The organism is Bradyrhizobium sp. 6(2017) (assembly GCF_011058295.2).
GTDB classification, from domain to species: Bacteria; Pseudomonadota; Alphaproteobacteria; order Rhizobiales; family Xanthobacteraceae; genus Bradyrhizobium; species Bradyrhizobium septentrionale.
The window spans coordinates 4820443-4846085 of record NZ_CP049289.2; the positions used below are offsets into that span (position 1 = coordinate 4820443).

Here is a 25643-nt window from a genome sequence, read left to right on the forward strand (position 1 = left end):
GGCGGGATCGGAGCCAACCTTAGGCGCGTGCGCGCACAGGTCGCAGCAGGAAGGCGGGTAGGTGCGAATGATCGCCGGGCTCGTGGTCCGCCTCTCGCTGCGGCCGGCGTGGCTCGGCACGCCCGATCGACGGCACATGCGACGGAGCCGGCGGGCCAGCGTTGCGGCCGTGGCGCGGTTCGCGCTCCGGCTTCGCTGCACGCTCCTGCCGGGGCTCCCGGTCCTGACGCGGCTCGCGTTCACCGTGAGGCGCTTCGCGTTCGCTTTGGCGCGCTTCGCGCTCACCGTGACGCGGCTCGCGCTCACGGCGCGGCTTGCGGCTGCCACGGGCACCATCGCGCGAACCTTCGCGGCTGCGGGAGCGGCGCGGCGCGGCGTCCTCGTCGGAGGCATCGCTGCGAACGGTGTAGTCGCCCTCGGCGCGCGGGATCGGCTGGCCGATCAGCTTCTCGATCGCGGTCATCGACTTGCTGTCGAGCGAGGTGACGATCGAGATCGCGGTACCGGTGCGTCCGGCGCGGCCGGTACGGCCAATGCGGTGGACGTAGTCATCGGGGTGGTGCGGCACGTCGAAATTGAAGACGTGGCTGACGGCCGGAATGTCGAGGCCGCGGGCGGCGACGTCGGAGGCGACGAGCAATGGAATCTCGCCCTTGCGGAATTGATCGAGGGCCGCGGTGCGCGCGCTCTGATCCATGTCACCGTGCAGGGCGCCGACACTGAAGCCGTGCTTCTGCAGCGATTTGTGCAGGACTGCGACTTCGCGTTTGCGATTGCAGAAGATAATCGCGTTGTTGAGATCCTTGGCGTCGCGCAGCAGGCGGCGGAGGATATCGCGCTTCTCGTGCGCTTCGCGGCCGGCCGGGACCTGCAACTGCGTCACCGTGACGGCGGCGGTCGCGGGCTTGGAGACTTCAATCCGTGCCGGATTATGCAGGAAGGCCTCGGTGATGCGGCTGATCTCCGGAGGCATCGTCGCGGTGAAGAACAGTGTCTGCCGCGTGAACGGGACGAGCTTGCAGATGCGTTCGATGTCGGGAATGAAGCCCATGTCGAGCATGCGGTCGGCTTCGTCGATCACCAAGAGCTCGACGCCGGTGAGCAGCAACCCGCCGCGTTCGGTGTGGTCGAGCAGGCGGCCGGGCGTTGCGATCAGGACGTCGACGCCGCGCGTCAGCTTGGAGTCCTGGTCGCCGAACGAGACGCCGCCGATCAGCAGCGCCACGTTCAGTTTCTGACCGGCGCCGTATTTGTCGAACTGCTCCTTCACCTGCGCGGCCAACTCGCGGGTCGGCTCGAGGATCAGGGTGCGCGGCATCCGTGCCCGGGCGCGGCCCTTCTCGAGGAGGGTGAGCATCGGGAGAACGAAGGCAGCGGTCTTGCCGGTGCCGGTCTGGGCAATGCCGAGCACGTCGCGCCGGGCGAGGACGTGCGGGATTGCCTGTTCCTGGATGGGAGTGGGGGTGGTGTAACCGGTGGCCGCAACTGCGGCGAGGACCTTATCGGACAGGCCTAGATTGGAAAAAGACATTGAGCCTCTGGTCGAAACCGCCGTTCGGCATCGCAGGTAAAAGGCTGTCGCGTTCGGCCCCGAAACGGCTCGCTTTTCTATAAAGCTCGGGGGCTCTGACTAACGCTGACGGACGGCAAACCTGACGAATCGCGTTTCGATCCGAGGGCCGCGTTGCCCCGCAACATAGGGGCGAAACCGGTAAAGTCAATCTATGAACCGGCCGATGGCCGAAAAAGCTTAATATTTTCGCAGAAATAAGCGTCGTTTCCGTCATTTTGCGGTCAAATGAATCACCACCCCCGGATCCGGCGGCCGGGCCTCGGCAGGGGTGTCCGCGCTATTTTTCGGCCTGGATTCGTCTGATGTCAGGCCCCCGGATGCGCCGGCCCCGCCACGGCCCGGTACGCCCTACCATGCATAGCGGACCGCGCCCTTGCCGGCGTAGGAGCGGGTCACGTTGGAGAATTCGCCCTCGAAGCTTGCGAGCGCCGACCAGCCATTTGCCCATTTCAGCTCGGCGGAGGCGGTGGTCAGGGCGGAGTCGGACGCCTGCGCCGCGCCGTTCACGACGAAGCTCGCGCCAGGCAGGGTCTGGAATGTCGCGGCGATGCTGCGGTCGGGGTTGAAGTCATGCGCCCAGGCCGCGCGGCCGCGTAGCGTCAGCACCGCACTGGAGAGCGCAAAGGATTTGTCGGCGCGCAGGCCGAGCTCGCTGCGCGCGTCGGTGACGCTCTTTGCGTTGTAGGCCAGCGCAAAGGTGTTGGCGCCGACGATCGCTTGTTCGGTGTGGCCCGGCAGCTGGAACGTCGTGAACTGGCCGGCGGCATAGGGCGTCAGGCCGATGCCGCCGATCCATGGCGCGACGAGGCGGTAGCCACTCTCGACGCGACCCGACCAGGCGTTGGCGTTGAATTCGGCGCGCAGGCGATCGACGCTCCCGACCGTCACCGTGCGGTCGGTGGTGACGTCCTGCCAGCCATAGGCCAGCGCACCGGCGAGGTAGGCTGCGCCGACATTGTGCCGAACGAAGGCGCCGGCCTGGAACAGGTCGGAGCGGCCGCCGCCACTGTTGGCGACGCTGAAGTTGGTGCCGCCGCCGGCGAGCGCAAAGCCCGCGATCGTGTTCGGCGAGAACCGATAGTCGGCGCCGATGGCGGTGCCGAACACCTGACTGGTGGTGTTGTTCGAGCCGAGCGCGTTGTTGCCGTCGGTGGTCTGTGAGCCGCCGTACGCCGCCGCCCACACGCTCCAGCGCGGATCGTAGCTCACGGCGATCGGCGCCTTGCGATAGACTGCGGCATAGGCCTCGCTGGTCGAACGCCTGGCTGCGTAGGCCAGGGAATTGTCGTCGGCGTAGGACGTGGCGCCGGCCGGCACGGTCGTCGCACCGCGACCGTCGATGAAGGGATCGAGCATCGTTCCCATGAACTGGTTCATGGCATTGAACGTGGTCTGCTGCGAACCGGCCGCGCTCTCGCCGGAGAGCTGGGTCAGGCCCTTCAGGAGATTGTCGCCCGACAGATTGAAGATCGCGCTGAACGCGGTGGAAAGGTTGGCACCGCCGAGCAGGCCGTTGTCGATCGCGCCCGCGACGCTCCTGTGGTTGATACCGGCATTGGTCGGCAGGATCGGCGAGAGCAGGCCGGGATCGAGCGACAGCAACACGTCGTTGCCGACATAGCTCAGCACCGGATTGCGGGCGAGGTTGTTGGCGAGCAACAAATTCGCCGAGCCGAATGTGCCGCTCAGCGTTCCCGCATTGACGATCGTGTAGGTGACCTTCCTGGTGATCCGTTCGAGCGGATCGACGATGACATTGCCGGCGATGTTGGCGGTGCCGGTTACGATCGCCTTGTCGCTGATCGTGTTGGTGACCTGCACCAGATAGGTCGCGGCCGCCGTCATGGTCAGGCTTGCCATCGTGATGGTGCCGGGCGAATTGCCGGGCGACAGCGTGCCGCTGATGACGGTGTTTCCGATGGTGCCGTTGCCGGCGAGCGTGCCGGTCGGGCCGACGGTGACGTTGGCGTTCGGCATCGCGCCGTTGAGGGTGAACAGGCTGTCGACGTTGACGGTGCCCACAAAATTTGAGTTGCCCGAGAAGCTCCAACTCGAGCCAGCGAGCAGTGCAAGGCTGGAGAAGCCCGAGAACTGCGCGCCGCTACCGAGCTTCGACAGATCGAAGCTCGTCGCGGTCGTCCCGCCGAACTGCAGGATGCTGGTCCCGGTGCCGATGACATTGCCGTTGAATGCGGCGCCGGACTGCATTTGCAGCACGTCGTTGGTGCCGCCGAACTGCACCGCGGTGCCGCCGGTGCCGGTGATGGTGCCGTTGGCGATCAGCGTCGTGGTGCCGCCCGACGTCGTGATGCCGGTGGCACCGGTGACGGAGGTCCCGGTGGTGATGAAGATGTTGCCCGGCGTCGAGCGCGATGCGGCGATGCCGATGCCACTGCTCAGCACACTGCCCAGCGCGTCGATCCTGATGTCGCCGAGACCGTCGCGCTGGGCGAAGATGCCGTAGCTGCCAGCTGCGAGGCCGCTCGCAACGACATTGCCTTCCGCGCGCAGCGCCAGCGTTGCGGCGTTGTCGGCGCCATGGGTAATGACGCCACTGATGCCGCTCGCCGCCGCACTGGTCGATGTTGCGCTTACGGTGCCCTTGGTGACGAGGTCGATGCCGCCGAGCCCCGCGGTGATGGACGAGAATCTGGAAATGCCACGGCTCAGCGTGATGCCGGTCGCGGCGCCGTCAGAAGTCGCGGTCACGTCGCCATTGGCGCGAACGGTAAGTGTGCCGGTGTTGACGATGGTCGGCGGCAGGCTGACAGTTGAGGCAGTAATTCCGGTGGCCCTGCTGCCGGCGCCGATCGCGGTGGCCGTCACGGCGCCATCGGCGGTCAACCGGGTCGCGCTCAGATTGTTTTGTGCCACGCTGATGCCAACCACTGTCGACGCGGTGTCGCTGATCGACGTTGCCGTCACGGCGCCGTGCAGATTGAAGTCGACCGGGACCACGCCGTAGGCTGCCAGGGACGCTCCGGTCACATTTGCGACTTGGCCGGATGGCGTCATGCCGGCAATCGTGATCGATCCGTTGGCGTTCAGTGCCGCGGAGCCGTTGCTGGATGTACTTCCCAATCCGGCGGAGAGGCCGATGACGGTGCCACCGGCCGAAGGAGAGGTGGAAGTCCTGGTGTCGAAGGTTCCGGAGATATCGCCATTGAAGGTCGCGGTGTTGGCGCCGGCGCCGGAAAAACCGACGGACGCCAGGGCGCCGTAGTAGGCCTGGTCGGGGCCATTTCCCTTGGCAGTATTGCCGTCCACGACGAGGCTGTTGTTGGCGCCGCCGCCGCCGGACACGGTAAGCGTCCCGCCCGTGATGCCGCGCGTCCGGACCGTCATGGTGCCGGAGCCGTAGTTCGTCAAACTCACGGAGCCGCTGACATCCTGATTGAGCTTCGCCGTGAACGCGCTGGTGTTGGCCGAATTGTTGGCCTGGAGGATGATGCCGCCCGCGACGCTCGCATTGGTGGTGAGGTCGACGGTACCGGTGCCGCCGTCCTGGAGATAGATGCCGCCGACGACCGCGCCGTTGGTCGTGACGGAAAGATTGCGCGAATAATAGCTGCCCTGTCCCATGCGGACGTAAATCCCGCCGCCTGTTTGGGTGGTGTCGCCGGTGACTGCGCCTGTCGCGATCGTGACGTCGGACTGGTTACCGTTGCTCAGGACGTAGATTCCGAGGCCGCCTCGGGTCACGATCTGGCTGCCAACCGTGTTGATGTTGACGCTACCCCCCGGTCCTGCACTCAAGACATTGATGCCGGTGCCGGCCGTGATCGTGCCGGCGGTCTGCGTAATCGAGACCGGACCACTGGCCGAGACGTTGATTGCGTACCAGTTGGCGGTGACGTCGGCCGATCCCGTGTAGGTGATCGGGGCTTGGCTGCCGCCGAGGAGCAGGATGCCGTCGTACAGAGCCGATGTGATGCCCGCGGGGTCGTTGTGATTGAACGTGATACTGCCGGAGGCGCTCACGACCACGCCGCGGGTCGTGATCTCGGCGCCGGCGTTGACGTTCACGGTGACATCACCGTTGAAACTCGTGTTGAGCCCGCCGTCCGACGGATGGGCGGCGTCGCAGAGCACGTTGCCGGTGCCGACGCCCGAGCAGTAGACCGCCGCCTCGGCCGTGGACGTCATCGCAATCAATGACGCCGATCCAAGCAGCGCGCCGCGCCACATCCCCGGCCTGCCGCCGCCGCCCGCCATGACCTTGCCCCCACACGCCATTGTAGCTGTTTGTTTCTGGCGTAACGGTCGTGCGGTGTCTTCTCAGTGCGCGCATACCGTCGATCCAAAGCGCACTTGCCGCCGAAATGAGCGCAAGTGTGGCCGCTCGGCACCATGCTGCACGGGCCGCTTCGAATCGGCGCGAGGGCAGCGCCGACGCGCGGTGCTCCCGTCCTAGAGCCCCGCGGCCCGGTACTCGCCCGGTGTCAGGCCCTCGGATGCGCTGAAGATCCGGTAGACGCTGCGCGGTGACGGTCTGCGAAAAGCTCGCCTCGAGTCGCCTCGAACAGGACGTGCAGGTAACGGACCGAGACGCCGAGCAGGTCGGCGACCATGCCGGGCGAGAGAGCCGGCTTCGCGAGATGACGCGTGATCAGGCGTCGCGCCAGGCTGAGCCGGCCGACGCGGAGCGCCTGCTGGGCACGGCGGCTACCCGGCCTGATCGCGCCGCGCTCGATCAGCGCGAGGTCGGCTACGATCTTAACCAGCGCAGGAATGATGGCGGTCTCACCGGCCTCCGTCGCGTCCTTGAAGTCGGCAAGGCAGGCCTCGAGCAACGGTGCCCAGCCGCGATTGCTTGCCGTCGGAGCGCTGTGACGAGCGGCCCCGAGGGCTGGCGCCTGATCCGGATGCAACTCCACGACACCGGGGACAACAATGCGCGCCGGGCTGCTGGATGACGCTTCCAGGCTCTGATCCTCGTGCTTACCGCGCATCGTGCATGACCCCTCGCTCTGCATAAGAGCGCGCGTCGCCGGTAACGAGATTTGCGGTGTCTTGTCCGGGCGAAGCGCCTGCGCGGTTCTGGCGAAATCGCCGGAAAATATCTTCTCAATGCGCGCAGGCTGTTCAGGTCGGTTCGGAGAGCGTCGGATTGCGCGGCGGCGTGCTCGGTCGCCGGCACGGAAATAGCCATGCTTTAGCAACCCGCAACAGCCCCAGGGCGCGTGCGCGTCCGAACCGCCGCTTAGGCCAATCGCGCCCGGTAATCGCCCGGCGTCATCGATTCCGACGCATTGAAGAGGCGGTAGAACGTCGCAAGGCTTTCGAAGCCGCAGGCAAAGGCGACCTCGGCGATCGTCTGCCCCGGCGTCTCGCGGAGCAGGCGGCGGCTCCGCGCGAGCCGGAGCACGGTGACGGTCTCCGAGAAGCTCATCTCCGTCTCCTCGAACAGGATGTGCAGGTGACGGACCGAGATGCCGAGCAGGCCGGCAATCAGCCTTGGCGACAGCGCCGCATTCGACAGATGCCGCCGGATCAGGCGGCGGGCCAGCGACAAATGGCCGGTTCGCAACGCCTGCTGCGCGAGCCGGCTCTTCGGCCGCATGATGCCGCGGTCGATCAGCGCGATATGGGCGAGCGCCTGCACCGTCGGAGGCGCGTCCGCCGCCGCGGCGTTGCTGCCTTCGACCAGGTCGCGGAAGCATGATTCCAGCAGCTTCCGCAGCGCGGTCTGATCCGGCACGGGCCTGGGAACGAGTTCGCCGAGCTCGGCGCCCGGCGGGATAATCCCTGCCACCGGGATCTTGATGATGCGCAGATGGAAGCCGTCGTCGTGCAGCGGGACGGTGCGATAGGGCAGGTCCGAATAGCTGGTCGCGAACATGCCGTCGCGAACCGCGAACTCATCGAGCCGTGCGCCGCCGAACCAGCCGCCACCGCCGAGCTGCTGATAGATGCACAGGCTGTCGCTCTGCGCATCGGCGATGTCAGCTGCGCGCCGTTCGACGCGGTAGGGCGAGGCGCGCAGCTCGACCAGTCCTGCATCGCCGAGCTTGCGCAGCGAGAACTCGCCGAAGAAGTCCGCCCGCTGCTCGGGCTCGAGCTCCGCGGTGACGCCGAACAACCCCTTGGCGCGCACCTCGCGCCAATAGTCAAAGCGATCCCGGGGATCGACTTGCTCAGTGGACCATGTGTACACGGAAAAGCTCGTGGAAAACCTGTGGGACCTGCGGAGAGCTCGAGCCGGATGGAGAGGGCGAATCTTATCACGCGGACCGGAAAAAGAAACTTGACCTGAGAGGGGCATAGCGCCTCATTCACGGGGTGGCCGGTCGGAACGGCCATCCGCAGCCGGCCTTGAACCGGCCAAACGGCTGATCCGACTATTAGGCGGCGGTCGCGCGGGCGGCGCACTTGTCGTGCAGGCGGGGAATCGGATGAAGAGCTGGCTTTCGAGACTTTCGGCGACCGTTTTGGCGATTGGATTGGTCGCATTGGCGGCGCCCGCCCAGGCCGAGAAGCGCGTCGCGCTGGTGATCGGCAACAATGACTACAGGAACGTACCCAAGCTGCAGAAGGCGGTGAACGACGCCCGCACCATGGGCGACACGCTGAAGCAGCTCGGCTTCAACGTCATGGTGGCCGAGAATTTGAACCGGCAGGCGTTCTCCGAGACATTGCTCGCTTTCGACCGCGCCGTGGAACCAGGCGACACCGCGTTCTTCTTCTATGCCGGCCACGGCTTCGAGATCGCCGGCCAGAACTTCCTGCTGCCGACCGACGTACCGGCTGCGACCGAAGGGCAGGAGGAACTGGTGCGCGACGCCTCGGTGCTCGCCGACCGCATCATCGAGCGGTTGCAGAACAAGAAGGCGCGTACCTCGATCCTGGTGTTCGACGCCTGCCGCAACAATCCGTTCGAACGCGCCGGCACGCGCGCCGTTGCCGGCGGCGGCGGACTGGCGCCGATGACGCAGCTGCCCGAAGGCGTGTTCTCGGTGTTTTCGGCCGGGCCGCGCCAGACCGCGCTCGACCGTCTCTCGAACGACGATGCCAATCCCAATTCGGTGTTCACGCGGACTTTTGCCAAGGAACTGCTGCAGCCAGGCGAGAACATGGTGCAGGTCGCCCAGCGCACGCGGCGCCTGGTCAGCGAGATGGCCGACACCGTGAAGCACAAGCAGATCCCGGTCTATTTCGACCAGATGGTCGACGATGTCTTCCTGAACGGAATCGCGAAGGGGCAGGCCGAGGCGGCCAAGCCGTCCGCTCCACCGCAGCAGGTGGCCGCGCTGCCGCCGGTCTCGGTGCCGAAGCTGCCGAAGGAGGATACCGTCAACGCGCCGATCGCGAGCTTCTCGCGGCACAATGGCGGCTGGTCCGTCGTGTTCTCGATCGCTGATCCGACGCTCGGAATTTCCTGGCGGATCGGCGACAGCGGCGATTTCCGCGAGACCGGCTTCATGGACACGCTCGATCCGCGCACCCGCAAGCGGATGCCCAATCCGTCGATCGAGCTGCCGGCCGACGCGCCGGCCGCCACGATCCAGCTGCGCTATGTCGATACCCAGGGCGAGATGCAGGGGCCGTTCCCGATCAAGTTCGATCCCGACGCCGCGCTGATCCGCGACCAGCGCAAGATCCTCGACATGACCGCGACGAGCTGGCTGTCGTTCCGCGAGTTCAACGGACTGCTGGTCTACTACACCCATTTGATGTCGTATCGCTGCGCGATCCGCGAGGTGCGGATCGGCATCGATAGCGCGGTGCCGGACAAGGTCTTGAAGATGCCGGCCTGCAATCAGCGCGATCCGAGCGCGATCCCGTCCGACGCGCAGCCCTATCTGAAGCTCGCGCCGCAGACCAAATCGGTCTCGGTGGAGTTGACCTATCGCGACGGCAGCGTGTCGGAAATCAAGACGTTCAGGCGATAGGCTTGCAGCCCAGTCGTCCGATCCGCGCTACAATCAAGACCTGAGGCAGCGTGAGGACGGCATCATGGAGGCAGGCAATCCGGAGCAGGCGAACAGGCGTCGGATGAAGGTCCGCTGCTGCGTGGTCGGCGGCGGCCCGGCCGGCATGATGCTCGGCTATCTGCTCGGACGCGCCGGGGTCGACGTCGTGGTGCTGGAGAAGTACGCCGACTTCTTCCGCGACTTCCGCGGCGACACCGTGCATCCGTCGACCCTGCAGGTGATGGACGAGCTCGGTCTGATCGAGGGCTTCCTCAAGCTGCCGCACCAGGACATCCAGAAGCTCGACGGCATGTTTGGCGGCGCCCCGGTGCGAATCGCCGACCTCAGCCGCCTCAGCGTCAAATATCCCTTCATCGCGATGATGCCGCAGTGGGACTTCCTCAATTTCCTGCGCGAGAGCGGCCGGCGCTTTCCTTCGCTGCAGGTGCTGATGAGCGCCGAGGCGACCGACCTGATCCGGCGCGGCGCCGCCGTTACGGGCGTCCGGGCCAACACGGTTGACGGTCCTGTCGATATCGAGGCCGACCTCACGATCGGCTGCGACGGCCGCCATTCCATCGTGCGCGAGCGCGCCGGCCTCGAGGTCGAGGAGATCGGCGCGCCGATGGACGTGCTGTGGTTTCGCGTCGGCCGCCGTCCGGACGAGACCGAGAATCTGTTCGCCCGTGTCGAGCACGGCAAGATGATGGTGACGTTCGACCGCGGCAACTATTGGCAATGCGCCTATGTGATCGCCAAGGGGCAATACGAGGCCGTGAAGGCGAGGGGGCTAGCGGCGCTGCTCGACGACGTGGTGCGTCTCGCGCCGATCCTCAGGGACGGCATTGCCGACGTCAAAAGCTTTGACGACGTCAAGCTTCTCACGGTGGCGATCAATCGCCTGACGCGCTGGACCCGTCCCGGCCTGCTCTGCATCGGTGACGCCGCGCATGCGATGTCGCCGATCGGCGGCGTCGGCGTCAACCTCGCGGTGCAGGACGCGGTCGCCACCGCCAATATCCTGGCGGCCAAGCTCGTGCACGGCTTGCCGTCGGAGGACGAGCTCGATGCTGTCAGGCGTCGCCGCGAATTTCCGGTGCGGGTCACGCAGCGCATGCAGGTGATCGCGCAGAACAACCTCATCACCGCGGCGCTGAAGCCGGGCGATCAGCCGGCGCCATTGGCATTGCGGCTGATCACGGCGATGCCCTGGCTGCAGGGCCTCACGGCGCGTCTTGTCGCTGTCGGCGTGCGGCCGGAGCACGTCCATTCGCCGGCGGCGCGCTGATCCGCGCGGTCGGAAATTATCAAGGACAACAGTTACTTAAATTGGTCATTAAAAGTTGCTTGGTCGCGCCGGTCAGCGCGCTACTCAACAGGATGCAGGAGCCCCGGCGATCCGCCGGGGCTCTTGTGTTTCAGGCCATCACTGAATAGCCGCCATCGACCGGGATCGCGGTGCCGGTGACGAAGTCGGAGGCCGGCGACGCCAGGAACACGGCGATGCCCGCGAAGTCGTCGATCGCCCCCCAGCGTGCCGCCGGCGTGCGTGCGAGCACGCGCTCGTGCAGACCGGCCACCTGTTGACGCGCGCCCTTGGTCAGATCGGTGTCGATCCAGCCGGGAAGGATGGCATTGACCTGGATGTTGTCGGGAGCCCAGGCGTTGGCGCAGGCGCGCGTGTACTGCACGATGCCGCCTTTGCTCGCGGCATAGGCCGCAGCGAAGCTCGCGCCGAAGATCGACATCATCGAGCCGATATTGATGATCTTGCCGTGGCCCGACGCCTTGAGCGCCGGGTAGGCCGCCTTCGAGCAAAGGAACGCGCTGGTGAGGTTGGTGTCGATCACCTTGCTCCATTCGTCGAGCTCGAGCTCGTGCGGCGGCTTGCGGATGCTCATGCCGGCGTTGTTGACGAGGATGTCGATCCCGCCGAGCTCGCCAATAACCCGCTCGATCATCGCCGCGACCGCCGCCTTGTCGGTCACGTCGGTTGCCACCGCGATCGCCTTGACGCCGCGCTTGCCGAGATCTTCGACCGCCGCTTTCGATTTCGCCTCGTTGCGGCCGACCACGGCAATCGCGGCGCCGGCGTCCGCCAGGCCGCGCGCCATGCCGAGCCCGATGCCGCCATTGCCGCCGGTGACGATGGCGACCCGGCCCGAGAGATCAAACTGTCCGTTTTTCATTGTTGTTGTCCGCTTTGGTTTGAACCGGGGATCAAGAGTGCCCGATCGCCACAACGCTGACCAGATCAGGCGCAGCCGGGCGGCTCTGCGCCAGCCGGCATGCGCAGGGGACTGCCTCGCGAAGACGTTAGCGCAACAAAAAAGCCCCGGACAGTGCCGGGGCTTTTGGTCTGCTATCAGCAGAGATCAGTACTTGGCGACAACCGGGCCGGTCCAGTTGAAGCGGTAGACCAGCGCGGTGCTGATGGTCTGGACGAGCGGCCTGAAGGTGATGTCGCGACCGTTCGAGATATTGGTGCCGTCAGCCAGCTCGGAGATGTTCCTGTTGTCGTAGTAAGCGGCGCGGTACTCGGTCTTCATGAACCAGCCCGGCGCGGTGATGCCGAAGATGTTCAGGTTGTTCTCGACGCCGCCGCCGACGAACCAGCCGCTGCGATCGAAGCCGTCGGTGTGCAGACCCGAGGGAAGAGCGGTCGCGGTGTTGAACAGCGTGGTGCCCTTCCAGTGCGAGCTGGAGTAACCGGCGTTGACGTAGGACAGAACGTTCGGAGCGACCAGATAACCCAGGCGCGCACCGGCGGCCCAGCTGTAGTCGTTCTTAATATTGCCGGCGAGGAACGGACCCTGATCCTGGATCGTGCCCTTCAGGCTGCCGAACTGACCGTCGGCGAACACGCCGATAACCCAGCTGTTGGCGGTCTGCCAGTCGTAACCGGCGCCGACGGTGCCATACCAGCCATCGCCGCCCTGGCGCTGGTTGAAGCCGAGGATCGGCGCGCCCGTGGTGGTCGACTGGACACCGGTGTCAGCGTCCCAGATGCCGCCGCCGCCACCGCCGAAGATGTAGAAGCCGGTCCAGCTCGGAGCGACCGGGAGCGGAGCGGGGGCCTTGGTGTAGGGGCGGGCGGCCAGGTCGGCAGCCGACGCCGAAGCCGTCATCGCAGCAACCGCGGTCAGAGCGAGCAAAATCTTCTTCATTTCCAAATCCTCGACTTTAGCGTTCGATCGGGTCGCTGACGGGAGCGCCTTGGCACCGATTCCCGAAACTCATGTTGGGGACTATACGTGGTTCCGCCGGAAATGCTGTTGCGGGTGAGACACAACCGCCCGAAAACGAAATCGTCGGCGCTCTCGGAAAAGGCGAATGAAAACGGCCGCCCCGATCAGGAGGCGGCCGGAAAATCATTTCAAATCAGTTGGTTGTGACCTAGACGTCGAGCAGATCGTCGCTCGCGAATTCGGCCTTGTCCGAGATGAAGGCAAAGCGGGCTTCCGCCTTGGTGCCCATCAGCCGCTCGACCGAGTCGGCGGTGCCCTCGCGATCGTCGGCGAGCAGCACCACGCGCAGCATCATGCGCTTGGCCGGATCCATCGTGGTTTCCTTCAGCTGCGCCGGATTCATCTCGCCAAGGCCTTTGAAGCGATTCACCTCGACCTTGGCGTTGGCGTTGAACTCGCTCTTCAGCAATCGATCTTTGTCTGCGTCGTCGCGGGCATAGACGGATCTGGTGCCGTGGGTCAGCTTGTAGAGCGGCGGCACCGCCAGATAGAGATGCCCCTCGTCGATCAGCCGCGGTATCTGCCGGTAGAAGAAGGTGATCAGCAGCGATGCGATGTGCGCGCCGTCGACGTCGGCGTCGGTCATGATGATGATGCGCTGATAGCGGAGATCCTCTTCGCGGTAATGCGCGAGCGTGCCGCAGCCGATCGCCTGCACGAGATCGGAGAGCTGCGCGTTGGCGGTCAGCTTGTCCTTGCCCGCAGACGCGACGTTGAGGATCTTGCCGCGCAGCGGCAGCACGGCCTGCGTCTTGCGATCGCGCGCCTGCTTGGCGCTGCCGCCGGCCGAGTCACCTTCGACGATGAACAGTTCGGAGCCTTCGGTGCCGGCGTCGGAGCAATCGGCGAGCTTGCCGGGCAGACGCAGCTTCTTGCCGGCGGTCTTGCGCGCGGTTTCTTTCTCCTGGCGGCGGCGCAGCCGTTCCTCGGCGCGATCGATCACGAAATCGAGCAGCCGGTTGGCCTGGTTCGGATTGCCTGACAGCCAGTGGTCGAACGGGTCCTTGATCGCCTGTTCGACGATGCGCTGCGCTTCGGCGGTAGCGAGGCGATCCTTGGTCTGACCCTGGAATTCAGGCTCGCGCACGAACACCGAGAGCATGACGGCCGCGCCGACCATCACGTCTTCCGAGGTGATGGAGGCTGCGCGTTTGCCCTGGCCTGCACGTTCGGCATGATCCTTCAAGCCGCGCAGCAGCGCGCTGCGCAGGCCCGATTCATGCGTGCCGCCGTCGGGTGTCGGCACCGTGTTGGTGTAGGACGACAGGAAGCCGTCGGCATCGGCGGTCCAGGCCACCGCCCATTCGCAGGCGCCATGCGCGCCGCTGCGGCCGGACTTGCCGGAGAAGATATCCTGATGCACCAGCGTGTCGGCGTGGATCGCCGCAGCCAGATAATCCTTCAGGCCGCCGGGGAAGTGGAATTTGGCTTCCGCCGGGACGTCTTCGACGCCCTTCAACAGCTCCTGGTCGCAGCGCCAGCGAATCTCGACACCGCCGAACAGATACGCCTTCGAACGCGTCATCTTGAACAGACGTTGCGGCTTGAAGGCCGCCTTGGCGCCGAAGATGTCGGTGTCCGGCTTGAAGCGGATACGGGTGCCGCGGCGGTTGTTGATCTTGCCGAGGTCTTCGAGCTTGCCCTTGGGATGGCCGCGCTCGAAGGTCATGCGGTGCAACTGCCCGCTGCGCGCAACCTCGACCTCGAGCCGCGAGGAGAGCGCGTTGACCACGGAGACGCCGACACCGTGCAGACCGCCAGAGGTCTCGTAGACCTTGGAGTCGAACTTGCCGCCCGAATGCAGCGTACACATGATGACTTCGAGCGCCGACTTCTTCGGGAATTTCTTGTGCGCGTCGACCGGAATGCCGCGGCCATTGTCGGTCACGGTCAGGAAGCCGTCGGCGGTCAGCTCGACCTCGATGAAGGTGGCGTGCCCGGCAAGCGCCTCGTCCATCGAATTGTCGATCACTTCGGCGAACAGGTGATGCAACGCCTTTTCATCGGTGCCGCCGATATACATGCCGGGGCGCCGGCGGACCGGCTCGAGCCCTTCCAGCACCTCGATATCATCAGCGGTATAGCTGGCTTCGGCGCCTGAGGTCGGCCGGGAAGCAGCCTTCGCCGGGGCGCGGCCCTTCGGTTCCGGGGCTCCGAACAGATCTTCAGCGGATTTGCTTTTGGCGTTCGACTTCAATGCTTTGGCCATGGTTCTTCAAGTGGCGCGCCAGTTTTGGCGCAGCGAATCGGTTGCTCTGACTATGCCACGGATGGGCTGCCTATGGGGACGGCCGCACCCCGGGGGCCCGGCCGCCTCTGTAGATAGGAGCCCGCGATTACGCTTTCGAGGTGCGGAACACAACGACCGTGAACAGGGCCATGGCGACAACCACCGTCAGGGATCCGACGATCGGCGCCGCCTCGAACGAGGTCCCCTTGAGCAGCACCGCTGCCACGCTGCCGGGAACAGGATGCCGCCGACGATGTGCAGCCAGCCCTGGATCTTCGCCAGCAGCATGGTGCCCGCGGCCGGCACCAGCCGGTAGTACAGGCCGAACAGGAACAACAGCACGCCGCCCACGAGGTTGAGATGCGCGTGCGCCGGTCCTAACGTGAAGTCGTGCTCGATACCCATGGCAATGCCCGCGAGCATTCCGAACAACAGGACGAGAACGCTCACGCACATCATCAGCGATCCGATCATCCAGGATTTCCTTTTTCTTGTGAGGGGGATGCCAGCCAGCCTGGACCGCAGGGGCCTTACGGGAAATCACGTTCGATCCCCGCCTTTGTGACTTGATGTCACGCAATCGGCCGGCTTACCTGTTCTTAGGCTGCGTGCCGCTACAAAGGTTCATTCGAGGTTCAACGGAGCGGAAGGCACTCGACGAGATGGAAGATATTACGCGGGCCCTGGCCGAATTCGTCCGCCATCACCAGGTCTGGGCCGCTCCGATCGTCATGCTGCTGGCGTTCGCTGAATCGCTCGCCTTCATTTCATTGCTGGTGCCCGCCTGGGGCGCGCTGGTTGCGATCGGCGCGTTGATCGGCGTCAGCGGCATCAGCTTCTGGCCGATCTGGATCGCCGGCGGCATTGGCGCCGCGCTCGGTGACTGGGTCTCCTATTGGTTCGGCTACCGCTACAAGGAGCAGGTCGCGCAGATGTGGCCGTTGTCGCGCTATCCGGAAATCCTGCCGCGCGGCGAGGCCTTCGTGAAGAGCTGGGGCGTGCCCAGCATCTTCATCGGCCGCTTCTTCGGCCCGCTGCGCGCCTCGGTGCCGCTGGCGGCCGGCATTTTCGAGATGTCGTACTGGCAATTCCAGGTCGCCAATTTCGTCTCCGCGCTGGTCTGGTCGGCCGCGCTGCTGCTGTTCGGCGACGTCATTGGCCAAGCTATCGAGTGGATGTGGCGGGCGGTGTAGTGCACCTCGGAATAACGCCCCGATGCAGGGGTTAGGCGGGAGAGCCGCGCTCGCGGTTCTGTCATCGCACGAGCATCGAGACGCTGATACAACTTCACCGCCGCAAGCGCGACATCCACCGATCGCATCACCGTTTCACTGGGAGTCATGATATGGAATTGACACGACGTCACGCTCTCGCCGGCGCTGCCGGCATCGCCGCCGCACCGTTATTATCAGCCGGTCCCGCGGCCGCCACGGCACCCGCCGCCGACAAGCAGGCGCCGAGCTTCTATCGCTACAAGGTCGGCGACATCACGGTCACCGCGGTGTCCGACGGCAAGAACGTCTTCAAGCTGGAAGACGCCTTCATTCCCAATGCGAAGCGGGACGAAATCAACGCGGCGCTGGAGAAGGCGTTCATGCCGCGCGACATGGTGACGATCTGGTTCGCGCCGCTGGTGCTCAACACCGGCGGCAAGCTCGTCGTGATCGACACCGGCAACGGCGCGCTGGCGAAGGCCAGCTCGAAGGGCGCCAACGGCCTGTTCGCCGACAATTTCGTCGCGGCCGGCTTCGACCCCAAGGCTGTCGACATGGTCGTGATCTCGCATTTCCATGGCGACCATGTGAACGGCCTCTTGACCGCCGAAGGCACGCCGGCATTCCCGAATGCCGAAGTGCTGGTGCCGGCGACCGAATGGAAGTTCTGGATGGACGACGGCGAGATGAGCCGGGCGCCGGCCGGCCGCATGCAGGGCCTGTTCAAGAACAACCGCAACATCTTCGAGGCCGGCCTGAAGAAGAAGGTCACGCCCTACGAATGGGGCAAGGAGATCGCGCCGGGCCTGACCTCGGTCGAAACCGTCGGCCATACGCCGGGCCACACCTCCTACGTGCTGGCCTCGGGCCCGGACAAGGTCTTCATCCAGTCCGACGTCACCAACAATCCGCTTTTGTTCGCGACCAATCCTGGCTGGCATGCCTTCTTCGACCAGGACGCCGACGTGGCGGAGAAGACCCGCCGCCGCGTCTACGACATGATCGTTGCGGAGCGGCTGCAGGTGCAAGGCTTCCACTATCCGTTCCCGGGCCTCGGCAACGTGGTGAAGGACGGCATAGGCTACCGGCTCGTGCCGGCGCCGTGGAATCCGGTGATCTGAACGGTTTTTCTTGACGACAAGAGGGCGCGGCCTTATAGCCGCGCCCATGATCAACGCCGCGACCATTATCATTGCCCGCCGCCGCCGCATTCTCGCGGTATGGGCGGTCGCTCGCGTTTAAGACCATCGCCTCTGCCGCCGGATCCTGTCCCGCGGCGCTCTCCTCAAAAAGACACGCGGTTCGATCTGGCGGCTCCTTCGTCATGCAGGAGCTTCGACCATGTATACGCCACCGCCTTTCAAGCCCGACCGTGCCGCAAGCCTCGCCTTTGCGGAAGCGCGCGGTTTTGGCTTGGCCTGCGCGTCGGACGGCACCAAGCCGATCGCCTCCGCGCTGCCGTTCTACCTGAGCTACGCCGCCGACGGCACACCGCGGGCGCTGTTTCATGTTGCCCGTCACAATCCGCTGGTAAAGCTGGCGGGCGGGGCGGCTTGCGAGGTGCCTTGGCTGCTGGCCGTCACCGGCGCGGATGCCTATGTGTCGCCGGACTGGTACGTTTCGCCCGACCAGGTGCCGACCTGGCTCTATCAGGCCGTGCATCTGACCGGGCCGGTGCGGATGTTGTCGGGTGAGGAACTTGCGGTTCAGATCGACGCGCTGAGCGCCAAGTTCGAGGACCGGCTGTTGCCGAAGAAGCCGTGGACGTCGGCTAAGGTGACCGCCGCGCGGCTCGATGCCATGAAGAAGGCGATCGTGGGCCTTGAGATGACGGTGGAAGAGGTGGAGGGCAGCTTCAAGCTGAACCAGCACAAGTCCGAGACCGACTATGCGGCGGTCGCGGGCAACCTTGCCGCGCAGGCGAACGCCGGCGCGCAGCAGATCGCGCATCTGATGCGGCAGGCTAGGCCGGATGTCTTTGCTATCAAAACCAACGAGCTCGAAAGGAGCGTGCCATGACCCTCACCGACACCAACCAACCGAAAATCAAGAGCGGTGCGACCAAGGCCACCGTGTTCGTCGATGGCGCATCCGGCACCACTGGTCTCGGCATCCAGGAGCGGCTGCACGCGATCGGCGACGTCGCGGTGAAGCACATCGCCGAGGACAAGCGGAAGGATGCCGGTGCCAAGCGCGCGCTGATGGAGGAGGTGGATCTCGTGATCCTCTGCCTGCCCGACGAGGCCGCCAAGGAGACCGTCGCACTGATCGACACCATGGGCAATTCAGCGCCGAAAGTGCTCGACGCGTCGACGGCCTATCGGGTCGCGCCCGACTGGGCCTATGGCTTCGCCGAGCTCGCGCCTGACCAGGCCGACAAGATTCGCAACGCGAAAAAGGTCTCCAATCCGGGCTGCTATCCGACCGGCGCGATCGCGCTGCTGCGGCCGATCGTCGATGCCGGCCTGCTGCCGGCGGATTACCCCGTCACCGTCAACGCGGTGAGCGGCTATTCGGGCGGCGGCAAGTCGATGATCGCAAGCTTCGAGGACGGCTTGGCGCCGGCCTTCGAGCTCTATGGCCTCGGCTTCGAGCACAAGCACGTGCCGGAGATGCAACTGTATTCGCATCTGACGCGGCGGCCGATCTTCATCCCGTCGGTCGGCAACTACCGGCAGGGCATGCTGGTCTCGGTGCCGCTGCAGCTCGACGCGCTGCCGGGCAAGCCGACCGGTTCTGATCTGCAGGCTGTTTTGGCGAAGTGGTACGCCGGCAGCAAATACGTCTCGGTGATGCCGCTGCAGAACGAGGCCAGCAAGGGCGGAAAGATCGAGCCGGAGGCGCTCAACGAGACCAACCAGCTCGAGCTCTATGTCTTCGCCAGCGACAAGCACCATCAGGCGGTGCTGGTCGCCCGCCTCGACAATCTGGGCAAGGGTGCGTCGGGCGCTGCCGTGCAGAACATGCGGCTGATGCTCGGACTGGCCGACAGCTAACTGCGAGGCGCATGGTGGACGACGCCACGCTGCAATTCTACCGGCGCAATGCCGAGGCCTATGCCGGGTGGGCGAAAGCACCGTCCGCCCGGCTCAAGGGCTTTCTCGGCCTGTTGCCGAGAGGCGGCGCGATCCTCGAACTCGGCTGCGGCGCCGGCAATCATGCCGCGGTCATGCTCGCCGAAGGCTTTGTGCTGCGTGCGACCGATGGTTCACCCGAGATGGCCGAGGTCGCGGCGCGCCGCATCAATCATCCGGTCGAGGCGATGCTGTTCGACCAGCTCGACGATCTGGACGTCTATGACGGCGTCTGGGCCAGCGCGTGCCTGCTGCACGTGCCGCGCGACGAACTGGCCGGCATCATCAGCCGCATCCACCGGGCGCTGAAGTCCGGCGGTATCTTCTACGCGAGCTACAAGATCGGCCATGGCGATGGCCGCGACAGCATCGGCCGCTACTACAATTACCCCGCGGCCGACTGGCTGGCGGCGACCTACGCATCGTCAGGGGCGTGGACCCAAGTCTCGTCCGACACCAGCGAGGTCAAGAGTTTTGACGAGGCGCCCGCGACGATGCTGCATATCGTCGTGCGCAAGGGCTTAAGGAATAGCGCCGGCGCGACTAGAGCATGATCCGGAAAAGTGTGAAGCGGTTTTCCGAAGCGATCATGCTCAAGAAAAGAGTTGAAGCGCGATGACTTCATCGTGCTTCAGCACCGCGGCCGGCGCGAATTGATAGCTCAGACGATCTTGAAGATCGCGAGCGCGAGCACCGCTTGCGCGATGAAGCCGACCGTGAAGGCCAGGGTGCGGAACACCCGCAGGCCGAGCGTGTAGACGACCAGATGCGCGACGCGGGCCCAGAAATAGACGGCGCAGGCGAGCACGGTCCATTTGGTGGAATAGTCGGCGGCGTTGAGGATCAGGACCAGCGGCGCGAAGATCACGAGGTTCTCGACCGCGTTGTCGTGCGCGAACATCAGCCGGTTCGCCCATTCGGCGTGCGGCTTGTCGTTGCGCGAGGGATTGCCCATCGCGCCGGAGAGGCCGCGCACCTGGCAGCGGTTGATGATGTAGGGAACCCACAGCAGCCCGGTCAGGATCACCGTCAGCGACAGCCAGAACAGTTCGCGCGTCATCGTCTCCCCCTCACGTCAATTCGATTCCCGACCGTCGGGATCGCCTGTTTATAGCTGAGCGGGAGACCGCGCGCTACGCGCGGACACGGACATAGCTGCCCGGGGCGTCCTCGAGCGCCGGCATCCCGACCGTGCGCGCCGGCACCGTCTCAGGATCATGGCTCTCCAGCCAGCCGCGCCAATCGGGCCACCACGAGCCCTTGTGCTCCTCGGCGCCCTTTAGCCAGTCGGCGAGCTTGATGTCCTTGATGTTGTCGTTGGTCCAGTACTGGTACTTCTTCGACGCGGGCGGATTGACCACGCCGGCGATATGGCCGGAGCCGGACAGCACATATTTCACCGGGCCGCCGAAGAACTGCGAGCCGTACAGCACCGATTCCGCCGGCGCGATGTGATCTTCGCGTGCGGCGAGGTTGTAGACCGGCACCTTCACCTTCGACAGATCGAGCAGCGTGTTGTCGAGCACCATGGTGCCGGTCGACAGCCGGTTCTCCAGATAGCAGTTGCGCAGATAGTAGGAGTGGTTCGACGACGGCATCCGGGTCGCATCCGAATTCCAGTGCAGCAGGTCGAACGAGGAGGGCGACTGGCCCTTCAAATAGTTGTTCACGACATACGACCAGATCAGGTCGTTCGAGCGCAGCATGTTGAAGGCCATCGCCATCTTGCTGCCCTCGAGCACGCCGGATTCCTGCATGTCGCGTTCCAGCGCCGAGATCTGGTCCTCGTCGACGAATACCAGGAGGTCGCCGGCGTGGCTGAAGTCCACCTGCGCGGCAAAGAACGTCGCCGACGTCACGCGCTGGCGGCGCTTCTCGGCGAGGTAGGCGAGCGTTGAGGCGAGCAGGGTGCCGCCGACGCAATAGCCGGCGGTGTGCACCTTCAGCTCGCCGGTGGCCTTCTCGATCACGTCCATCGCGGTGAGCGGGCCTCCGGTCATGTAGTCGGCCCAGGTCTTCTTGCCGAGTTCCTTGTCCGGATTAACCCAGGAGATCACGAACACCGTGATGCCCTGGTCGACGCACCATTTGATGTAGGATTTCTCAGGGCGCAGATCGAGGATGTAGAACTTGTTGATCCACGGCGGCACGATCAGGAGCGGCGTACGCAGCACGTTCTCGGTCGCCGGCGAATACTGGATCAGCTGCATCAGCTCGTTCTGGTAGATCACCTTGCCCGGCGTCGTCGCCATATTGACGCCGACCTCGAGATTGGCCGAATCGGACTGGCGGATCCGCAGCGTGCCGTGGCCGGCCTCGATATCCTCGGCCAGCATCTTCATGCCGCGCACCAGATTGTCGCCGTTGCTCTCGACGGTGGCGCGCAGCACCTCCGGATTGGTCAGCACGAAATTCGACGGCGCCAGCGCGTTGCTGATCTGCTGGACATAGAACTCCGCCTTCTTGCGGGTATGCGGATCGATCCCGTCGGCGTCGTGAACCAGTTGCTGCGCCCATTTCGCGGTCAGCAGATAGAGCTGCAGGATGAAGTCGAAGAACTGGTTCGACTTCCACTCCGGATCCTGGAACCGCTTGTCGCGCGGTGCCGGCGTGATCGCGGGCTTGGCATCGGCTTCGCCGGCCATGCGGCGCACTGCCGCGCCCCAGAGATCGAGGTAGTCCTTGCCGAGCTGCATCTGCAGCGAAGAGGCGCGCTCCTTGTCGGACAGCCAGTATTCGGCGATCACGCTGAAGGTCTTGATGACCTCACCGAGCTCATTCGGCGGCTTGTCGCGGACTTCCCCGGTCTGGCGCGGCTTGAGATAGGCTGCAAGCGCCTGGCCGCTGCTCTCCATCGCCCGGGCGATGTTCATGGCGAAGGCTTCGGCGTTGAATTTCGGGGCGCCTTGGGTGTCGGTACTGACGTTGCTCATCTGAGGGACAATATCGCGTGGTTTGGAGGGCGTCATCGCGCGGTGCGGCAACGGGAATCGGTCAAAATCCAATGTTTCGCTCTGCTGCAGTGCGATAAAAAATTCTTTGTTCTGACATATTGAAGCCTCAGGGGTCGCATTTCCTGTTCCCGCTTTAAGCGTTTCGGGCGACAATGGTTTGAAACGCTAAAGCCGGGATTAACGCAGCGGGGACGTTGCAAAGCTCATACCAGTGCGACCCGTGTCGGCAACGTGCGACATGCGCGCTAGCTTGTTGGGGACATATCGGCACATGCCGATCGATTGGATGAAAAGGGCGCTCGCTGCAGCAGCGCTGCTCGCGTCGTTGACGGCGCTGAGCGGCTGCTCGAGCACGATTGCCGATATGACCATGCCGGCCGACGCACCGGCGCGGCCGAAGGATGCCACCGGCTACCTCCCGGTCCACGATCTGCCGCCCGACCGCGCCGATCCGACCATCAAGCCGGCGGATCAGGCCAAGATCGAGCAGGAGCTGATCGCCGCGCGCGAGCGCCAGGCGTCGGCGGCAGCCCAGAGCGGGACGGCAGCCCCAAGCGCGACAACAGCCCAGAGCGGGAAGTAGGCGTTCCAGGTGGCCGATCAGCGCTGGCGCCGCCCGGTGTCCGTGCTAAAAGAACCTCAATTCAACCGCATATCCGGCCGTAGCCTTCAGATCGTGCGCCTGAATTCGCTCTAAGTTATTGATTTGGCGCGACTTCCGTAAGAGCCCGAGCAGGCTTCGGCATCGATCCAAAGGGCGTCGATTCTGGCATTGGGGTTGTCGGAGCAAGGGTCCCATGGAAGATTTTTACCGCATTCGCCGTCTGCCGCCTTATGTCTTCGAGAAGGTCAACCAGGCCAAGGCGGCCGCGCGCAACGCCGGGGCCGACATCATCGACATGGGCATGGGGAACCCGGACCTGCCGACCCCGCCGCATGTGATCGAGAAGCTGAAGGAGACGCTGGGCAAGCCGCGGACCGACCGCTACTCGGCCTCGCGCGGAATCAACGGCCTGCGCAAGGCCCAGGCCGCCTATTATGCCCGCCGTTTCGGCGTCAAGCTCAACCCCGATAGCCAGGTCGTGGCCACCCTCGGCTCCAAGGAGGGGTTTGCCAACGTCGCGCAGGCGATCACCGCGCCCGGCGACGTCGTGCTGTGCCCCAATCCGAGCTATCCGATCCATGCCTTCGGCTTCCTGATGGCGGGCGGCGTGATCCGCTCGGTGCCGTCGGAGCCGACGCCGCAGTTCTTCGAGGCGGTCGAGCGGGCCATCATTCATTCGATCCCGAAGCCGATCGCGCTGATCGTCTGCTATCCGTCGAACCCGACCGCCTATGTCGCGGACCTCGACTTCTACAGGGATCTCGTCGCCTTCGCGAAGAAGCACGACATCTTCATCCTGTCCGATCTCGCCTACGCCGAAGTCTATTTCGACGAGAACAATCCGCCGCCATCGGTGCTGCAGGTGCCCGGCGCGATCGATGTCACCGTCGAGTTCACCTCGATGTCGAAGACGTTCTCGATGGCCGGCTGGCGCATGGGCTTTGCGGTCGGCAATGAGCGCATCATCGCAGCACTGGCGCGGGTCAAATCCTATCTCGATTACGGCGCCTTCACGCCGGTCCAGGTGGCGGCGACCGCCGCGCTCAACGGCCCTGACGACTGCATCCGCGAGATGCGCGACACCTACCGCAAGCGCCGCGATGCGCTGGTCGAGTCGTTTGGCCGCGCCGGCTGGGAGATTCCGCCGCCGCAGGCCTCGATGTTCGCCTGGGCGCCGCTGCCCAAGGCGTTCGAGGCGGTCGGCAGCATGCAGTTCGCAACCCTGATGGTGGAGAAATCCGGCGTCGTGGTGTCGCCCGGCGTGGCGTTCGGCGAGCACGGCGAAGGCTATGTCCGCATCGCGATGGTGGAGAACGAGCAGCGTATCCGGCAGGCCGCGCGTGGCGTGCGCCGCTTCCTTGAAAGCGGCATCGAAACGTTGCACAACGTCGTTCCTCTCGCCAACCGGCGTTAATCCTTCCAGGTTGCTTAATCTCATGGTCGCACCCCTGAACGTGGGCATAGCGGGGCTCGGCACCGTCGGTGCCGATGTCGTCCGCCTCATCGAAACGCAAGGACGGGCGCTGGCCGAGCGCAGCGGCCGCGGCATTCGCGTCGTCGCCGTCACGGCGCGCTCGAAGGCCAAGAAGCGCGGCCTCGACCTGCGCGGCATCGCGTGGGCGAAGAGCCCCGAGGCGCTGGCCGAGGATCCCAATATCGACTGCTTCGTCGAATTGATGGGCGGCGCCGGCGATCCCGCGCTCTCGGCGATCGAGACGGCGCTGAAGGCCGGCAAGTCGGTGGTCACCGCCAACAAGGCGCTGATCGCCAAGCACGGCCTGCGTCTCGCCACAGCCGCCGAGAAGCACGGCGGCGCGCTGAATTTCGAGGCGGCGGTCGGTGCGGCGATCCCGGTCATCAAAACGCTGCGCGAGGGCCTCGCCGGAACCAGCGTCAACCGCGTCTATGGCATCCTCAACGGCACCTGCAATTACATCCTGACGCGGATGGAGCAGGAGGGATTGTCGTTCGAGGAATGCCTGAAGGACGCCCAGCGTCTAGGCTATGCCGAAGCCAACCCGTCGTTCGACGTCGATGGTCACGACACCGCGCAGAAGCTGGCGATCCTGGCGAGCCTCGCCTTCGGAACCAAGGTCGCGGAAAGCGCGGTCTATGTCGAAGGCATCTCCTCGATCACGCCGGAAGACCTCAAGGCGGCCGCGGAACTCGGCTACCGGGTCAAGCTGCTCGGCGTCGCCGTGCGCACGGCAAAGGGCATTGAGCAGCGCGTACATCCGACCATGGTGCCGAAATCATCCCCGATCGCGCAGGTGATGGGCGTCACCAATGCGGTTGCGATCGACGGCGAGGGCATTCCGCCGATCACGCTGGTCGGTCCGGGCGCCGGTGGCGGCGCGACCGCCTCGGCCGTGGTCGCCGACATCGCCGACGTGGCGCGCGGCATCCGCGCCAAGCCGTTCGGCCGTCCCGTCGAGCGGTTGCGCGACACCGTCAAGGCGCCGATGGAGCGCCATGAGGGTGGCTATTATATCCGCCTGATGGCGCGCGATCTTGCAGGCACTGCCGCAACAATCGCCACCCGGCTTGCGGAACAGAAGATATCCCTGGAATCCATCGTGCAGCGGCATCCGGATGGCGTCGATGTGAACGGTGCGGCCAAAAAACCTTCACCGGTCCCGGTCATTCTGATTACCTATGCGACCAGCGAGGATGCGGTGCATCGCGCGCTGGCCGCAGTGCAACGCGATAAGGTCATCAGCGGCCGGCCGCAGGTGATCCGGATCGAGAAAAACTAGCGCATGGCCTGAACGGGTCGGGCGTGAGACGATTGATGCGGGCAGGCTGGCCTGTCCCCGAGGCTTAAGGAGTACGC

20 protein-coding genes are annotated in these 25643 nt (G+C 65.1%); 10 read left to right on the forward strand and 10 right to left on the reverse strand.

Annotation, left to right across the window (positions count from 1 at the left end; all coding sequences use genetic code 11):
- Positions 1–19 precede the first annotated feature (19 nt).
- From G6P99_RS22415 to G6P99_RS22430, 4 genes are all read right to left on the reverse strand, one after another.
- On the reverse strand, positions 20–1531 hold the full coding sequence (locus G6P99_RS22415) for a DEAD/DEAH box helicase (RefSeq protein WP_029083371.1): 1512 nt from the start codon (positions 1529–1531) through the stop codon (positions 20–22).
- Between the two features lie 390 nt (positions 1532–1921).
- Positions 1922–5788 (reverse strand): autotransporter outer membrane beta-barrel domain-containing protein, encoded by a 3867-nt coding sequence (locus G6P99_RS22420; protein WP_051346565.1) that lies wholly within the window; start codon positions 5786–5788, stop codon positions 1922–1924.
- Between the two features lie 227 nt (positions 5789–6015).
- Positions 6016–6525 carry a hypothetical protein gene (locus G6P99_RS22425; protein ID WP_156928800.1) on the reverse strand — a complete coding sequence of 170 codons (510 nt, stop codon included), beginning with the start codon at positions 6523–6525 and terminating at the stop codon, positions 6016–6018.
- A 251-nt stretch (positions 6526–6776) separates the two neighbouring features.
- The gene (locus G6P99_RS22430; RefSeq protein ID WP_029083369.1) at positions 6777–7730 is read right to left on the reverse strand and encodes a helix-turn-helix domain-containing protein; all 954 of its coding nucleotides are present in this window, start codon (positions 7728–7730) and stop codon (positions 6777–6779) included.
- Between the two features lie 238 nt (positions 7731–7968).
- Here G6P99_RS22430 and G6P99_RS22435 point away from each other — a divergent pair, with 238 nt between their 5' ends.
- Positions 7969–9465 (forward strand): caspase family protein, encoded by a 1497-nt coding sequence (locus tag G6P99_RS22435; protein ID WP_029083368.1) that lies wholly within the window; start codon positions 7969–7971, stop codon positions 9463–9465.
- A gap of 64 nt (positions 9466–9529) precedes the next feature.
- Positions 9530–10774 carry an FAD-dependent oxidoreductase gene (locus G6P99_RS22440; RefSeq protein ID WP_205751507.1) on the forward strand — a complete coding sequence of 415 codons (1245 nt, stop codon included), beginning with the start codon at positions 9530–9532 and terminating at the stop codon, positions 10772–10774.
- Between the two features lie 130 nt (positions 10775–10904).
- Here the strand turns inward: G6P99_RS22440 and G6P99_RS22445 are convergent, their stop codons facing one another.
- From G6P99_RS22445 to G6P99_RS22460, 4 genes are all read right to left on the reverse strand, one after another.
- Positions 10905–11675: an SDR family NAD(P)-dependent oxidoreductase gene (locus G6P99_RS22445; RefSeq protein WP_029083366.1), complete on the reverse strand. Its 771-nt coding sequence runs from the start codon at positions 11673–11675 to the stop codon at positions 10905–10907.
- Positions 11676–11861: 186 nt separating this feature from the next.
- Positions 11862–12653, reverse strand: coding sequence for an outer membrane protein (locus G6P99_RS22450; RefSeq protein WP_029083365.1), 792 nt, complete (start codon positions 12651–12653; stop codon positions 11862–11864).
- A 229-nt stretch (positions 12654–12882) separates the two neighbouring features.
- Complete coding sequence (gene parE, locus G6P99_RS22455) at positions 12883–14943, reverse strand: DNA topoisomerase IV subunit B (RefSeq protein ID WP_165123441.1); 2061 nt, start codon at positions 14941–14943, stop codon at positions 12883–12885.
- A 186-nt stretch (positions 14944–15129) separates the two neighbouring features.
- The gene (locus G6P99_RS22460) at positions 15130–15438 is read right to left on the reverse strand and encodes a hypothetical protein (RefSeq protein ID WP_245284808.1); all 309 of its coding nucleotides are present in this window, start codon (positions 15436–15438) and stop codon (positions 15130–15132) included.
- A 188-nt stretch (positions 15439–15626) separates the two neighbouring features.
- On the opposite strand from G6P99_RS22460, the gene G6P99_RS22465 reads away from it, so the two are divergent.
- The 5 genes from G6P99_RS22465 (at position 15627) to G6P99_RS22485 (ending at position 19806) form a co-directional block, all read left to right on the forward strand.
- Positions 15627–16157, forward strand: coding sequence for a DedA family protein (locus tag G6P99_RS22465; protein WP_029083363.1), 531 nt, complete (start codon positions 15627–15629; stop codon positions 16155–16157).
- Between the two features lie 152 nt (positions 16158–16309).
- The gene (locus G6P99_RS22470) at positions 16310–17299 is read left to right on the forward strand and encodes an MBL fold metallo-hydrolase (protein WP_029083362.1); all 990 of its coding nucleotides are present in this window, start codon (positions 16310–16312) and stop codon (positions 17297–17299) included.
- A 220-nt stretch (positions 17300–17519) separates the two neighbouring features.
- A complete protein-coding gene (locus G6P99_RS22475; protein ID WP_165123443.1) occupies positions 17520–18197 on the forward strand; it encodes an FMN-binding negative transcriptional regulator in 678 nt (225 codons plus the stop codon).
- Complete coding sequence (gene argC, locus G6P99_RS22480) at positions 18194–19174, forward strand: N-acetyl-gamma-glutamyl-phosphate reductase (protein WP_029083360.1); 981 nt, start codon at positions 18194–18196, stop codon at positions 19172–19174. Before G6P99_RS22475 ends, argC begins: the two co-directional genes overlap by 4 nt.
- 14 nt (positions 19175–19188) lie before the next feature.
- Positions 19189–19806 (forward strand): class I SAM-dependent methyltransferase, encoded by a 618-nt coding sequence (locus tag G6P99_RS22485; protein WP_051346564.1) that lies wholly within the window; start codon positions 19189–19191, stop codon positions 19804–19806.
- Between the two features lie 107 nt (positions 19807–19913).
- Here the strand turns inward: G6P99_RS22485 and G6P99_RS22490 are convergent, their stop codons facing one another.
- Entirely contained in the window at positions 19914–20312 is a 399-nt protein-coding gene (locus G6P99_RS22490; protein ID WP_165123445.1) for an MAPEG family protein, read from the reverse strand.
- A gap of 73 nt (positions 20313–20385) precedes the next feature.
- Complete coding sequence (locus G6P99_RS22495; RefSeq protein WP_029083358.1) at positions 20386–22185, reverse strand: PHA/PHB synthase family protein; 1800 nt, start codon at positions 22183–22185, stop codon at positions 20386–20388.
- A gap of 292 nt (positions 22186–22477) precedes the next feature.
- Between G6P99_RS22495 and G6P99_RS22500 the strand changes: the two genes are divergently transcribed.
- The 3 genes from G6P99_RS22500 to G6P99_RS22510 all read left to right on the forward strand — a co-directional run bounded on the left by G6P99_RS22500 (position 22478) and on the right by G6P99_RS22510 (position 25566).
- Positions 22478–22789: a hypothetical protein gene (locus G6P99_RS22500; RefSeq protein ID WP_051346563.1), complete on the forward strand. Its 312-nt coding sequence runs from the start codon at positions 22478–22480 to the stop codon at positions 22787–22789.
- A 214-nt stretch (positions 22790–23003) separates the two neighbouring features.
- Positions 23004–24224 carry an LL-diaminopimelate aminotransferase gene (locus G6P99_RS22505; protein WP_029083356.1) on the forward strand — a complete coding sequence of 407 codons (1221 nt, stop codon included), beginning with the start codon at positions 23004–23006 and terminating at the stop codon, positions 24222–24224.
- Between the two features lie 22 nt (positions 24225–24246).
- The gene (locus G6P99_RS22510) at positions 24247–25566 is read left to right on the forward strand and encodes a homoserine dehydrogenase (protein ID WP_029083355.1); all 1320 of its coding nucleotides are present in this window, start codon (positions 24247–24249) and stop codon (positions 25564–25566) included.
- Positions 25567–25643 lie beyond the last annotated feature (77 nt).

Excerpts from the sequence above, each read along its gene's own strand:
- G6P99_RS22440 (WP_205751507.1), top strand. The coding sequence starts at position 9,530 with ATGGAGGCAGGCAATCCGGAGCAGGCGAACAGGCGTCGGATGAAGGTC.
- G6P99_RS22445 (WP_029083366.1), bottom strand. The coding sequence starts at position 11,675 with ATGAAAAACGGACAGTTTGATCTCTCGGGCCGGGTCGCCATCGTCACC.
- G6P99_RS22450 (WP_029083365.1), bottom strand. The coding sequence starts at position 12,653 with ATGAAGAAGATTTTGCTCGCTCTGACCGCGGTTGCTGCGATGACGGCT.
- G6P99_RS22465 (WP_029083363.1), top strand. The coding sequence starts at position 15,627 with ATGGAAGATATTACGCGGGCCCTGGCCGAATTCGTCCGCCATCACCAG.
- G6P99_RS22415 (WP_029083371.1), bottom strand. The coding sequence starts at position 1,531 with ATGTCTTTTTCCAATCTAGGCCTGTCCGATAAGGTCCTCGCCGCAGTT.
- G6P99_RS22460 (WP_245284808.1), bottom strand. The coding sequence starts at position 15,438 with ATGATCGGATCGCTGATGATGTGCGTGAGCGTTCTCGTCCTGTTGTTC.
- argC (WP_029083360.1), top strand. The coding sequence starts at position 18,194 with ATGACCCTCACCGACACCAACCAACCGAAAATCAAGAGCGGTGCGACC.
- G6P99_RS22470 (WP_029083362.1), top strand. The coding sequence starts at position 16,310 with ATGGAATTGACACGACGTCACGCTCTCGCCGGCGCTGCCGGCATCGCC.
- G6P99_RS22435 (WP_029083368.1), top strand. The coding sequence starts at position 7,969 with ATGAAGAGCTGGCTTTCGAGACTTTCGGCGACCGTTTTGGCGATTGGA.
- G6P99_RS22505 (WP_029083356.1), top strand. The coding sequence starts at position 23,004 with ATGGAAGATTTTTACCGCATTCGCCGTCTGCCGCCTTATGTCTTCGAG.
- G6P99_RS22495 (WP_029083358.1), bottom strand. The coding sequence starts at position 22,185 with ATGAGCAACGTCAGTACCGACACCCAAGGCGCCCCGAAATTCAACGCC.
- parE (WP_165123441.1), bottom strand. The coding sequence starts at position 14,943 with ATGGCCAAAGCATTGAAGTCGAACGCCAAAAGCAAATCCGCTGAAGAT.
- G6P99_RS22490 (WP_165123445.1), bottom strand. The coding sequence starts at position 20,312 with ATGACGCGCGAACTGTTCTGGCTGTCGCTGACGGTGATCCTGACCGGG.
- G6P99_RS22510 (WP_029083355.1), top strand. The coding sequence starts at position 24,247 with ATGGTCGCACCCCTGAACGTGGGCATAGCGGGGCTCGGCACCGTCGGT.
- G6P99_RS22475 (WP_165123443.1), top strand. The coding sequence starts at position 17,520 with ATGTATACGCCACCGCCTTTCAAGCCCGACCGTGCCGCAAGCCTCGCC.
- G6P99_RS22420 (WP_051346565.1), bottom strand. The coding sequence starts at position 5,788 with ATGGCGGGCGGCGGCGGCAGGCCGGGGATGTGGCGCGGCGCGCTGCTT.
- G6P99_RS22500 (WP_051346563.1), top strand. The coding sequence starts at position 22,478 with ATGCCGATCGATTGGATGAAAAGGGCGCTCGCTGCAGCAGCGCTGCTC.
- G6P99_RS22425 (WP_156928800.1), bottom strand. The coding sequence starts at position 6,525 with ATGCGCGGTAAGCACGAGGATCAGAGCCTGGAAGCGTCATCCAGCAGC.